Genomic DNA, 11,514 nt, shown 5'->3' with positions numbered 1-11,514 from the left:
ACCTGGCGTCGGGCAGCGCCCTGGACTTCAGCCTCGGCGCTCCGGCCGCCTCCACCACCGTGGTCAGGGTCAACGGCAACCTGGTGCTCGACGGCACGCTGAACATCACCGATGCCGGCGGTTTCGGCACTGGTGTCTACCAACTGTTCAGCTACGGCGGCACGCTCACCGACAACGGCCTGGTGTTCGGCGCCATTCCGGGCAGCGTGGTCCTGGGCGACCTCAGCCTGCAGACCGCCATCGCCAACCAGATCAACCTGGTGGTGCAGAACTACGGCGAGGCGCTGCAATTCTGGAATGGCGGCAAGACCAATCCCGACGGCAGCATCGGCGGCGGCAGCGGCACCTGGGGCTCGAACACTGGCTGGACCAACGCCGGTGGCACCACCAGCGAAGGCTGGAGCGGCGGCTACGCGGTCTTCGGCGGTACGCCGGGCACCGTCACCGTGGTCGGCAACCAGTCGTTCGACGGGCTGCAGTTCCTCAGCAGTGGTTACCAGGTGGTCCCGGGGGCCGGTGGCAGCCTGACCCCAGTCAACGATACCGACGGCAGCCTTGCGTCGGTGCGTGTCAACGCCGGCGCCACAGCCACCATCAGCGCGCCGCTGGTCGGCACCGGCGGTATTGAGAAACTCGACGCCGGCACCTTGATCCTCGCAGGCGCCAACACCTACAGTGGCGGCACTACCGTCAGCGGAGGTACCCTGGTCGGCAACACCACCAGCCTGCAGGGCAACATCCTCAACAATGCCAACCTGGTGTTTGCCCAAGGTAGCAATGGCACCTTCAACGGCACCCTAAGCGGAACCGGCACCACCACCAAGCAGGGCGGTGGCACCCTGCTGCTGACCGGTAACCAGCCGTTCAGCGGCGCCTTCAACGTCAACCAGGGCGTGCTCCAGGTGGGCGATGCCGCCCACCCGGGCAGCACCCTCGGCGCCCAGGTCACGGTAGCCAACGGCGCCGCGCTGACCGGCAACGGCACCGTCGCCGGGCTGACCAACAACGGCACCGTGCTGCCGGGGCCGGCCGGCAACCTGAACGTATCGGGCAACTTCACCAATGGCGCCACCGGCACCCTGGTAATCGACCTTGCCACCTCGCCGGTGAACTACTTGAACGTGGGCGGCACGGCCAACCTCGGCGGCAGCCTGATGGTGGCCAACCTCGCCAGTGGCAACGGCCAGTACACCGTGGTCAGCGCGGCGGGCGGTGTCACCGGCACCTTCGCCACCACCAACCTGGCAAACTCGGCGTTCCTCAACAGCTCGCTGAACTATGGCGCCAACCAGGTGACCCTGTCGGTCAGCCGCAACGGCACCTCCTTCGCCGATGTCGCCGCCACCGGCAACCAGCGTGGCGTGGCCACCGCCCTCAGCAGTGCCGGGGCGCCGGCCGAGCTGGTCAACAACGTGCTGCCGCTTGACCGCCAGGCTGCCCAGGCGGCATTCGACAGCCTGTCCGGCGAGATCCACGCCAGCACCGCGACCGTGCTGATCGAGGACTCGCGCTACGTCCGCGACGCGGTCAACGACCGCCTGCGCCAGGCTGACTGCAGCAACCAGGACGATCCGCGTCGCACCTTGGCGCCGACCGCCAACCAGCAACTGACCAGCGAAGGCTGCCAGGGCCAGGCCGTGGGCTGGATCCGCGCCATCGGCGGCTGGGGTACCTACGACGGCAGCAGCAGCCATGCCAGCGTCGACCGTGACCTGTCGGGCTTCATGCTTGGCGTCGACCGTGCCCTGGATGACCAGTGGAAAGTCGGCGCCGCCGCCGGCTACACCCGCTCGAGCATCGATGCGCACCGTCGCCGCTCCGACGCCACGGTGGACAGCTATCACCTGACCACTTACCTCGGCTACCAGTTGGACGCCTTCGCCGCCCGTATGGGCGTGGCCTACAGCTGGCACGACATCGACACCAAGCGTGATGTCACCGTGGGCAGCTACGACGACCGCCTCAAGGCCAAGTACAAGGCGCGCAGCGCCCAGGTGTTCGGCGAGGTGGGCTATGCCATCGATGCCGGCGGTATCGCTCTGGAGCCGTTCGCCGGCCTGGCCTACGTCAACTACGACAGCGACACCGCCCACGAGAAGGGCGGGGCAGGGCGGCTGGAAGGCAAGGTCGACCAGGACGTGACCTTCTCCACTCTGGGCGTGCGGGCCGGCAAGCGCATCCTGCTCGACAACGGCAGCACTGTCACGCCACGGCTGTCGGTGGGCTGGCGGCATGCCTTCGGTGACGACAAGCCTGATGCCGATCTGCGCTTCGTCGGTGGCGGCGCCGGGTTCAGCACCGAGGGCGTGCCGATCGCCAAGGACGCGGCGGTGGTCGAGGCCGGGGTGGATTTGTCGGTGGGCGCGAGCGGCAAGCTGGGGGTCGGGTATTCCGGGCAGCTGTCGAGCGAGAACCGCGACCATGGTGTGGTGGTGAGCTTCAGCATGGGGTTCTGAAGTAGATCGCCGGGGCTGCTTTGCAGCCCTTTCGCGATACAAGGCCGCTCCCACATCTATTTCGGGCCAATTTTTCCTGTGAATGAGGCGGCGCCCGCCTTGGTGCACGCCTCAAGTCGTGCGGGGCGGCAGTGGTGCCCATGCTGAAGTTGCGTCGGACCAACAAGGCGGACCAGGTAATGGCTCAGGACTGACTGGCCCGAAACAGATGTGGGAGCGGCCTTGCGTCGCGATGCGCCGCGCGGGCGGCGCTCGATCTTGCAGGCGCTGCAAGGCCATCGCCAAGCACCTGGTGGCCATGACGCGATCAAAACCTCGCCCCAAACCCCGTAAGACATTTCCGAATTTGAAACCAAATCCTTCAGCCAGCCAGCGCTTCGGACCTATCCTACGCGCCTGCCGGAAGGCTCTGAATTGGCCGGGAAATACATCAGGGGTACCGTCACTGGGTCGTCACATTTGGCGACCGGGTGTGAGAAGCCCGTCCATGTCCAGATTCAGGTTGCCTGTTATGGCAGCCGTGCGCGCGCAGACTTCGGTCTGGCCGTGGTGTCTGGACACGGTCTTCTCACCTCGCGTACGGCTGCCACCCTTGTCTGTGAGAAGGATGCTGGTGGTTGCTCTAGAAACCCTTTCCAGAGTAACAACTATGAAAAAACTAGTACCTGACCCACCCTACCCAATCCCCTTCGTCACCATCATCAGCGACCTCGACCCCGAGGAAGCGATGGCCCACGCCAACAAGCTGATGCACATCCTCAGCGACACCGTCCACGCCTACACCGTCTGCCAGCGCGACGAGCGTCTCGACGTGATGATGGACAGCGTCGAGATCCTCGGCCAACTGGTCATCTCGCTGGTCCGCCACGCCCGGGCCAAGGGGGCGCCGGTATGAGCGACGACTTCAAGCCCGGCCCGACCCAGGGCAAGACCACCTGCCTCGAGATCTTCTGCATCCAGCCCGGCATCCCGTTTGACCACGCGTTCAGCGACCTGTCGGTGCTGCTCGGCTGTGTGGCGCATTTCACCACCGAGGCCGAGATGGAGGGTGACCTCATGGCCGCCAGTGCGGCGCGAATTCTCAGCGGGCTGGCCAAGGGGCTGATCGATGACATGGAGCTGGGGTTGAACCGGTAGCGCTGAAAGGGGCCGCAAAGCGGCCCCAGGGATGCCAGACCGAGCCACTGTCGTTAGACTGTCATCTCCTCACCACCGGACAGGAGTCCCGGCGTGCCCGACCCCCGCAGTTTCCCCAGCGACCTGTGCCTCGACAGCCCACGCCTGCAGCTGCGCCCCATGCGCCATGGCGATGCGCAGCAGTGGCTGACCATCATGGCCGACCCGGAAGTGATGCGTTACTGGTACCACGCCCCCTGGCAGACCCTGGCCGAGGCCGAAAGCGCCCTGGCCGCCGACCGCGAAGCCTACGCCGCCGGACAGTTGCTCAAGCTGGGCATGTACCGCCGCGACAACGGCGAGCTGATCGGCATGGTCCAGCTGTTCAACCTCGAGGAGGGGTCACACCGTGGCGAGATCGGCTACTGCCTGGCCAAATCCGCCCAGGGCCGGGGCTACATGGACGAGGCGCTGACCTGCTTCATCGACTACCTCGCCCACACCCTGCACCTGCGTCGCCTGGAGGCGGAAATCGATCCGCGCAACCAGGGCTCGGCGCGTACACTGGAACGCCAGGGCTTCGTCCTTGAGGGCACCTTGCGCGCCCGCTGGTGTGTCGCCGGTGAGCTCTCCGATTCGGGCTTGTACGGGCTGCTGCTCGAACTGCCTGTCGCCTGAGGCACAGGTACGCTATGGTCGGGTTTTGCCGATGATCGACGGAGTCTGTGTTTGCCAGCCTTCTATCTGACCTTCAGCTTGCTGCTGTACCTGCTGAGCCTGGCTTTCGATGGCGCCCTGATGGGGGCGGGCCGGCATATGCCGGCGTTGCAGATGCTGCTCTACGGCCCCTGGGGCATCGCCTTCGGCCTGTACCAGTGGTTCGCCAACCCGCTGCTGGCGCTGGCAGTCCTCGCCCACCGCCGGTTCCGCCGCCTGGCGCTGGTATGCGGCCTGGTGGCGTTGTACCTGGCGGCCAGCAGCTTCGCCATCACCCGCTTGCCGGACAACCAGAGCTACGCCTTCCAGGATGTGACCGGCTTTGGTGCGGGCTTCTACCTGTGGCTGCTGGCGATCCTGGTGTTCTGCCTGGGGCAGCTGTGGTGGTGCTGGAAGGCGCGCTCGGCGGCGCAGGTGCCGGGCTGGAGCTGGCTGGATGTGGCGCTGATCGCTGCCCTGAGCGTGGCGCTGTATGCCGGTACGCAGATGCCCTCGCTGCGCTTCGAGCCGCACAAGGTGATCGTGCCGCCGGAGCAGCCGCACACCTTGTGAGGGTGCGCTCAACGCGCCGTGCCCCACTGCACCACGATCATCCCGATCACGATCATCCCCACCCCCGCCAGCCGCAGCAGGTTCACCGGTCGCTCCGGCAACCCCATCAAGCCAAACTGGTCGATCAGCAGCGACGACAGCACCTGCCCGGCCACCACGCAGACGATGAACCCGGCTGCCCCCAGGCGCGGCGTCAGCACCAGCGCGGCGGTGATGTACAGCACCCCGGCGACCCCGCCGAACCAGGCCCACCAGGGCGCATGGGCCAGTTGCTGCACCTGCGGCAGCGGCGCGCGCATCAGCAGCAGGGCCGGCACCAGCATCAGCAGGCTGACCAGCAACGACACCCCGGCGGCCCACAGCGGATGGCCGAGCAGGCGCCCGAGCGCGGCGTTGCTGCCGGCCTGGAACGGCACGGCGGCCCCGGCGAGCAGGGCGATGAACAAGGGGAGGGCGGCGAAGAGGCTGGCGGGCATGGTGTCTACTCCAGATAAGAACACTGGCCTCAGTCTCGATCATGCATTTCAATGATGGAAATTCGAACTTCGCACAGGCTGTATTCGTACCATGGATGATCTGCGCCGCATCGACCTGAACCTGCTGCTGACCTTGCACGCCTTGCTCAGCGAGCAACATGTCTCGCGCGCGGCCCTGCGCCTGCATCGCAGCCAGCCGGCGGTCAGCCATGCCCTGGCGCAGTTGCGCGAGCTTTTCGCCGATCCGTTGCTGGTGCGACGCGGTGGCCGCTTGCAACTGACAGCCCGTGCCGAGGCTTTGCAAGCGCCGTTGCAGGAGGCGTTGCAGCAACTCGACGGACTGCTCGGCACGCCGGGCTTCGAGCCGGCGCGGGCCCGGCGCACGTTTCGCCTGGCCATGTCCGACTACGGCGCCCGCGTGGTGCTGCCTGCGTTGATGCGCCTGATGCGGCGCGAAGCGCCGTGCATCGACCTGGTGGTGTCCCAAGGCAGCCGCGAGGCGATGCTCGGCCAGTTGATCGACGGCGAGGCAGACCTGGCGCTGGGCGTGTTCCCGGAACTGCCGACGGAAATGGCCCAGCAGGTGCTGTTCGAGGAATCCTTCGTTTGCCTGGCCGACCGGGCCAGCCTGCCGCCCCGAGGCGGCCTGGCGCTCGACCCCTGGCTGGCGCGGCCCCATGTGCTGGTGGCGGTGCGCCCCGGCATCGACAACGAGATCGACCAGGCCCTGGCCAGCTTGGGCGCACGCCGACGCATCGCCCTGACCTTGCCGCATTGGGGGGTGGCCCAAAGTGTCATTGCCGGGACCGACCTGGTGCTCACCGTGGCCCGGCGCAGCCTTGCCGGTGCCCGGCTGGACCCGGCGCTGCGCCGGTTCGCGCCGCCCCTGGCGATCTCACCGTTCGCCTTTGCCCAGGCCTGGCACTCGCGGCGTGACGGCGATGCCGGGCACCGCTGGCTGCGGGCGCGGATCCAGGCGCTGTGCGTGAACGAAGGTGCGGCAGGGTGCTAGGCTGTGCCGCATTCATCTGCGAAAAGGAAAACCCATGTTCAAGCATTGCCTGGTCGGCGCCGCCGCCCTGCTGATCGCCGCCGGCGCCCAGGCCGAGGACTATTCGCCCACCTACACCCAGTGCATGGACAAGGCCTCCAGCACCCTGGCCATGGGCGCTTGCATACAGGCCGAGACCCAGCTGCAGGATGACCGGCTGAACCGGGTCTACAAGCAGCTGATGGCCAAGCTCGACAGCCAGCAGCAGAAGGACCTGCGCGACGTCCAGCGCACCTGGATGAAGTACCGCGACGGCAACTGCGCCTTCCACGGCAAGTTGAGCAACGGCAGCATCTACCGCATCGAAGGCGCCATGTGTGAGATGGACATGAGCAAGGACCGCGCGGCGGAGCTGGAGCGGGTGCTCAGTCCGGGGCAGTGATGCGGCATCCGCGAATCAGGCGCCGCGTTGCTCACGCAGTGCCCGGGCCTTCAGGTACTCGCGCACCTCCACGCCGTCTCCGGCGAACTCGATCCGCTGTGCCTTGGCCGCTCGCTGGTAGGCGTACATCGGGTCGTAGTATTCCTTGAGCAGCCCTTCGATCCACCCTCGGTGCAGGCTCACGTTGCCGCTGCGCAGCTGCTCCTCCAGCGCCTGGTCGAGCAACGTCGACAGCCGCTGGAAGCGTTCGCCGCCCAGGCGCTTGTAGATGTTGATCATGCTCTGGCGCATGCGCTCGGCGAACAGCGGGCCGCCGGTTTCTTCACCGTGCACGGCGATGTACTCGGCGCACAGGTTGATCACGTAGTCGCGCAGGATACGTTCCACGCGATGCGCGAAGCTGTCTTCCAGCCACACCAGCGGATAGCGCTGCATGCCCTGGTACATTTCCAGCGGCACCGCGCAGCTGCCGACCACGCGGCCTTCGTCCTCGAGCACGAACTGGCCGATGCCTCGCTCGCGTTTCTTGAGGATGTCGATGGCCAGCGCGTTCTCGAAATCGATCTGCGCCGGCTGCGCCGTGGCGCGCTTGCCGAAGCTGGAGCCGCGGTGATTGGCGTGGCCTTCGAGGTCGAGCACGTTGTCCAGCTGGTGCAGCACATCGGTCTTGCCGGTGCCGGTCAGTCCGCCCACCAGGACGAACTCGCACTGCTGCACCGCCTGCAGCGTGGTGTCCATCAGCAGGGTGCGCATGGCCTTGTAGCCGCCCACCACCTTCGGATACTGGATGCCGGCGTCCTTGAGCCAGCCCTGGACGATCTGCGAGCGCAGGCCGCCACGGAAGCAGTAGAGGTAGCCGTCGGGATGGGCCTGGGTGAACGCGGCCCAGGCCTCCAGGCGCTGTTGCTTGAGCGCGCCGTTGACCAACTGGTGGCCCAAGGTGATGGCGGCGGCCTGGCCCTGCTGCTTGTAGCAGGTGCCGACCTTCTGCCGCTCCTGGTCGTTCATCAGCGGCAGGTTGACCGCGCCGGGGAAGGCGCCCTTGGTGAATTCGATCGGTGCGCGCATGTCCATCATCGGCACGTCGTCGAGGAACAGCTGTTTCAGCTCGGTGCAGTCGGGGCGCATCAGATCACCTCGACTGCGTGGCTCTGTCGCTCGACCAGCTCGCCGATCGGCGCCAGTTCGAGCCCGAGCTCCCGCGCCACGGCGAGGAATTCCGCCTCGCCTTGCGGAGTGACCGCCACCAGCAGGCCGCCGCTGGTCTGCGGGTCGCACAGCAGGTGCTTCTGCTCGTCGCTCAGCGCGCCGATCTTGTGGCCGTAGCTGTCGAAGTTGCGCAGGGTGCCGCCGGGGATGCAGCCCTCGGCCAGGTAATGCTCGACGCTGGGCAGGCGCGGCACCGCGGCGTACTGCAGGCGGGCGGTGAGGCCGCTGCCCTCGGCGACTTCGACCAGGTGGCCGAGCAGGCCGAAACCGGTGACGTCGGTCATCGCCTGTACGCCGTCGAGCTTGCCGAAGCGGCTGCCCGGGGTGTTGAGGGTGCACATCCAGTCACGGGCCAGGCCCTGGTCCTGTTCGCGCAGCTTGGCCTTCTTCTCGGCGGTGGTGAGAATGCCGATGCCCAGTGGCTTGGTCAGGTACAGGCGGCAGCCGACGCTGGCGGTGTCGTTGCGCTTGAGGTGGCGCTTGCTCACCACGCCGGTCACGGCCAGGCCGAAAATCGGCTCGGGGGCGTCGATGGAATGGCCGCCGGCCAGCGGGATGCCGGCTTCGGCGCACACGGCGCGGCCGCCGCGGATCACCTCGCGGGCGACCTCCGGCGGCAGCACGTTGACCGGCCAGCCGAGGATGGCGATGGCCATCAGCGGGTCGCCGCCCATGGCGTAGATGTCGCTGATGGCGTTGGTGGCGGCGATGCGGCCGAAGTCGTACGGGTCGTCGACGATGGGCATGAAGAAGTCGGTGGTCGAGACCACGCCGCGCTCGTCATCCAGGGCGTAGACGGCGGCGTCGTCGCGCGAGGCGTTGCCGACCCAGAGTTTCGGGTCGAGGGCCTGCGTGCCGCTCTCGGCGAGGATCACATCCAGGACCTTGGGAGAAATCTTGCAGCCACAGCCAGCGCCGTGGCTGTACTGTGTCAGACGAATCGGCTCGCTCATGTGCACCTCGACTTTTCGTGATGCGCGATTGTAGCAAAGCTGGCCTTTGTGCCTGCGGCTCTTATACTTCCCGCGATGCAACACCGACTCATACCCCGCGATCGAACCGGAGAATCCCCATGCTCAAACGTCCCCTGGCACTGTTTGCCGGCCTCGCGCTGTCCTGCTGCGCGGTGTTCGCCCAGGCCGCCGATGTGCTGCGCGTCAGCGCCATCCCCGACGAGGCGCCAACCGAACTGCTGCGCAAGTTCAAGCCACTGGGCGAGTACCTCGAGCAGCAGCTGGGCATGAAGGTGCAGTTCGTGCCGGTGGCCGACTACCCGGCTGTGGTCGAGTCGCTGGCCAGCGATCGCCTGGACCTGGCCTGGCTGGGGGGCTTCACCTTCGTCCAGGTGCACCTGAAGGACCCCAAGGCCACGCCGCTGGTGCAGCGTGAGCAGGATGCCAAGTTCACCAGCAAGTTCATCACCGCCAACCCGGACGTGAAAAGCCTCAAGGACCTCAAGGGCAAGACCTTCGCCTTCGGTTCGATTTCGTCCACCTCGGGCAGCCTGATGCCGCGTTACTTCATGCTCAAGAACGACAACATCAAGCCCGAGGAGTACTTCAGCCGCGTTGCCTATTCCGGCGCCCACGATGCCACCGCCGCCTGGGTCCAGGCCGGCAAGGCCGATGCCGGCGTGCTCAACGCCAGCGTCTGGGACAAGCTGGTCGCAGCCGGCAAGGTCGACACCAGCAAGGTAAAGGTGTTCGCCACCACGCCGGAGTACTTCGACTACAACTGGACCGTGCGCGGCAACATGGACCCGGCACTGAAAGAAAAGATCAAGCAGGCCTTCCTCGCCCTGGACCCGGCCAAGCCTGCGGACAAGGCGATCCTCGACCTGCAGGCCGCCAGCCGCTTCATCGAGACCAAGCCTGAGAACTACGCGGGCACCGAGCAAGCCGCGCGTGAGGCCGGTCTGCTCAAGTGAGTATCCGTGTTCAGGGCGCCAGTGTGCGCCATGGTCAGGTCCAGGCCTTGAGCGCGGTGGACCTGCTGATCGGCCAGGGCGAGCGGGTGGCGATCATCGGTCCGTCCGGGGCCGGCAAATCCAGCCTGCTGCACCTGATGGGCACCGCCGTGCCGCCCAGTGGCGGGCGGCTAGAGTTGTTGGGCGAGCAGCCCTGGGCATTGTCTGCCCGGGCCCGCCAGCGCTTGCGCGCACGGGTTGGCCTGGTACACCAGGCGCCGCCCCTGCCGCTGCGCCAGCGGGTGGTCACCGCCGTGTTGGCGGGGCGCCTGGGGCAGTGGGGCACGTTGCGCGGGCTGCTCAACCTGATCCACCCCGGCGATGTACCCGGTGCCCGTGCGGCGCTGGCCGAGCTGGGCATGGCCGACAAACTGTTCGCCCAGTGCGGGCAGTTGTCCGGTGGCCAGTTGCAGCGGGTCGGCATTGCCCGTGCCTTGTACCAGCGACCTGAAGTGCTGCTGACCGATGAACCGGTTTCGGCCATGGACCCGGTGCTGGCCGACCATAGCCTGGCGCTGCTCAATCGCCATGCCCAGGCCCATGGCGTGACCCTGGTCGCCAGCCTGCACGCGGTGGAGCTCGCCTTGGCGCATTTTCCGCGCATTGTCGGCATTCGTGCCGGGCAGGTAGCGTTCGACTGCCCGGCAGAAGCGGTCAGCGAAGCGATGCTCGATGCCTTGTACGCCAACGAGCAACTGGCCTCGCCTGTTGCCGCGACGGCGAGCCTGCAGGTGCAGATCCCGCGATGCTGAGCACTGACCAGCGCGACCCCGCTGCCATTCCTCGTTTGCTGTTGACCCTGTTGTGCCTGGCGCTGCTGTGGCCGGGCCTGCGCTTGAGCGAACTCGACCCCGGCGTGCTGTTGCAGGCCGAGAACCGTCAGCAGATGGCCAGCTTCGTCAGCGCATTCTGGCCCCCGGCCCACGACGCCGGCTTTCTGCATCTGCTGCTCAGCGCCACGGTGCAGACCCTGGCCGTGGCCACGGCGGGCATGACCCTGGCGCTGCTGCTGGCGGTGCCGGCCAGCCTGCTGGCCAGCCGGGCGCTGTCGCTGCGGGCAGCTTCCAATGGTGGACGTCTGGGACCATGGTCACGCGCTGCGCGCCTGCCGGTGCGTGGCGTGCTGATCTTCCTGCGCAGTGTGCCCGAGATCGTCTGGGCCTTGCTGTTCGTCCGCGCCGTGGGCCTGGGCCCGACCGCCGGGGTGCTGGCCATCGCCATTACCTACAGCGGCATGCTCGGCAAGGTCTACGCGGAGATCTTCGAGTCGGTGGACCAGCGTCCGGCCCATGCCTTGCTCCAGGCCGGCAGCAGCCGCCTGTCGGCGTTTTTCTACGGCACCCTGCCCGAGGCCGCGAGCGAGGTGGTGTCCTATACCGTGTACCGCTGGGAATGCGCGGTGCGCGCCTCGGTGGTGATGGGCTTCGTCGGCGCTGGTGGCCTGGGCCAGCAGATCGACTTGTCGATGCGCATGTTCGCCGGGGCCGAGGTGGCGAGCATGCTGCTGACCTTCCTGTTGCTGGTGGTGCTGGCCGACCTGCTCAGCCGCTTCCTGCGCGGGAGGCTCGCATGAGGCGGGTGATCAATGG

The 11,514-nt window shown here is 67.1% G+C and carries 13 protein-coding genes; 10 read left to right on the top strand and 3 right to left on the bottom strand.

The features are described from left to right. From CC207_RS27890 to CC207_RS21870, 5 genes are all read left to right on the top strand, one after another. On the top strand, positions 1-2,456 hold a 2,456-nt coding region (locus CC207_RS27890; protein ID WP_256582182.1), incomplete at its 5' end, for an autotransporter domain-containing protein. 649 nt (positions 2,457-3,105) lie between these two features. Next, positions 3,106-3,351 carry a hypothetical protein gene (locus CC207_RS21885; protein ID WP_036985930.1) on the top strand — a complete coding sequence of 82 codons (246 nt, stop codon included), beginning with the start codon at positions 3,106-3,108 and terminating at the stop codon, positions 3,349-3,351. Beyond that, on the top strand, positions 3,348-3,593 hold the full coding sequence (locus CC207_RS21880; protein WP_028689794.1) for a DUF3077 domain-containing protein: 246 nt from the start codon (positions 3,348-3,350) through the stop codon (positions 3,591-3,593). The genes CC207_RS21885 and CC207_RS21880 overlap by 4 nt, the downstream gene beginning before the upstream one ends. Before the next feature lie 93 nt (positions 3,594-3,686). Further along, a complete protein-coding gene (locus CC207_RS21875) occupies positions 3,687-4,250 on the top strand; it encodes a GNAT family N-acetyltransferase (RefSeq protein WP_088852752.1) in 564 nt (187 codons plus the stop codon). Between the two features lie 51 nt (positions 4,251-4,301). After that, entirely contained in the window at positions 4,302-4,841 is a 540-nt protein-coding gene (locus CC207_RS21870; RefSeq protein WP_028689792.1) for a hypothetical protein, read from the top strand. Between the two features lie 8 nt (positions 4,842-4,849). Here the strand turns inward: CC207_RS21870 and CC207_RS21865 are convergent, their stop codons facing one another. Then, positions 4,850-5,317 carry a DMT family transporter gene (locus CC207_RS21865; RefSeq protein ID WP_028689791.1) on the bottom strand — a complete coding sequence of 156 codons (468 nt, stop codon included), beginning with the start codon at positions 5,315-5,317 and terminating at the stop codon, positions 4,850-4,852. Positions 5,318-5,408: 91 nt separating this feature from the next. On the opposite strand from CC207_RS21865, the gene CC207_RS21860 reads away from it, so the two are divergent. Continuing rightward, positions 5,409-6,329 carry a LysR family transcriptional regulator gene (locus tag CC207_RS21860; protein ID WP_028689790.1) on the top strand — a complete coding sequence of 307 codons (921 nt, stop codon included), beginning with the start codon at positions 5,409-5,411 and terminating at the stop codon, positions 6,327-6,329. Positions 6,330-6,363: 34 nt separating this feature from the next. Then, on the top strand, positions 6,364-6,750 hold the full coding sequence (locus tag CC207_RS21855; RefSeq protein ID WP_028689789.1) for a lysozyme inhibitor LprI family protein: 387 nt from the start codon (positions 6,364-6,366) through the stop codon (positions 6,748-6,750). Positions 6,751-6,765: 15 nt separating this feature from the next. On the opposite strand, the gene mnmH is transcribed toward CC207_RS21855, so the two are convergent. Then, on the bottom strand, positions 6,766-7,878 hold the full coding sequence (gene mnmH, locus CC207_RS21850; RefSeq protein WP_088852751.1) for a tRNA 2-selenouridine(34) synthase MnmH: 1,113 nt from the start codon (positions 7,876-7,878) through the stop codon (positions 6,766-6,768). Further along, positions 7,878-8,912, bottom strand: a complete 1,035-nt coding sequence (gene selD, locus CC207_RS21845) for a selenide, water dikinase SelD (RefSeq protein ID WP_028689787.1) — start codon at positions 8,910-8,912, stop codon at positions 7,878-7,880. The genes mnmH and selD overlap by 1 nt, the downstream gene beginning before the upstream one ends. A gap of 119 nt (positions 8,913-9,031) precedes the next feature. On the opposite strand from selD, the gene CC207_RS21840 reads away from it, so the two are divergent. From CC207_RS21840 to CC207_RS21830, 3 genes are read left to right on the top strand one after another with little or no spacing between them, the layout of a single operon-like run. Next, complete coding sequence (locus CC207_RS21840) at positions 9,032-9,886, top strand: putative selenate ABC transporter substrate-binding protein (RefSeq protein ID WP_062364031.1); 855 nt, start codon at positions 9,032-9,034, stop codon at positions 9,884-9,886. Further along, positions 9,883-10,677: a phosphonate ABC transporter ATP-binding protein gene (locus CC207_RS21835; RefSeq protein ID WP_028689785.1), complete on the top strand. Its 795-nt coding sequence runs from the start codon at positions 9,883-9,885 to the stop codon at positions 10,675-10,677. Before CC207_RS21840 ends, CC207_RS21835 begins: the two co-directional genes overlap by 4 nt. Continuing rightward, positions 10,671-11,498: an ABC transporter permease gene (locus CC207_RS21830; protein WP_069016117.1), complete on the top strand. Its 828-nt coding sequence runs from the start codon at positions 10,671-10,673 to the stop codon at positions 11,496-11,498. Before CC207_RS21835 ends, CC207_RS21830 begins: the two co-directional genes overlap by 7 nt. The last annotated feature ends 16 nt before the right edge of the window (positions 11,499-11,514 follow it).

Origin of the sequence: Pseudomonas sp. DrBHI1 (genome assembly GCF_002205115.1) — a bacterium.
In the GTDB taxonomy this organism is placed as follows: Bacteria; Pseudomonadota; Gammaproteobacteria; order Pseudomonadales; family Pseudomonadaceae; genus Aquipseudomonas; species Aquipseudomonas mosselii.
The sequence above is the reverse complement of the archived record's forward strand: the minus strand, read 5'-3'. Positions and strand labels throughout refer to the sequence as shown.

What these genes read in the sequence shown, in the direction of transcription:
- CC207_RS21885 (WP_036985930.1), top strand. Translation starts at nt 3,106, where the DNA reads ATGAAAAAACTAGTACCTGACCCACCCTACCCAATCCCCTTCGTCACC.
- CC207_RS21880 (WP_028689794.1), top strand. Translation starts at nt 3,348, where the DNA reads ATGAGCGACGACTTCAAGCCCGGCCCGACCCAGGGCAAGACCACCTGC.
- CC207_RS21865 (WP_028689791.1), bottom strand. Translation starts at nt 5,317, where the DNA reads ATGCCCGCCAGCCTCTTCGCCGCCCTCCCCTTGTTCATCGCCCTGCTC.
- CC207_RS21860 (WP_028689790.1), top strand. Translation starts at nt 5,409, where the DNA reads ATGGATGATCTGCGCCGCATCGACCTGAACCTGCTGCTGACCTTGCAC.
- CC207_RS21855 (WP_028689789.1), top strand. Translation starts at nt 6,364, where the DNA reads ATGTTCAAGCATTGCCTGGTCGGCGCCGCCGCCCTGCTGATCGCCGCC.
- mnmH (WP_088852751.1), bottom strand. Translation starts at nt 7,878, where the DNA reads ATGCGCCCCGACTGCACCGAGCTGAAACAGCTGTTCCTCGACGACGTG.
- selD (WP_028689787.1), bottom strand. Translation starts at nt 8,912, where the DNA reads ATGAGCGAGCCGATTCGTCTGACACAGTACAGCCACGGCGCTGGCTGT.
- CC207_RS21840 (WP_062364031.1), top strand. Translation starts at nt 9,032, where the DNA reads ATGCTCAAACGTCCCCTGGCACTGTTTGCCGGCCTCGCGCTGTCCTGC.
- CC207_RS21830 (WP_069016117.1), top strand. Translation starts at nt 10,671, where the DNA reads ATGCTGAGCACTGACCAGCGCGACCCCGCTGCCATTCCTCGTTTGCTG.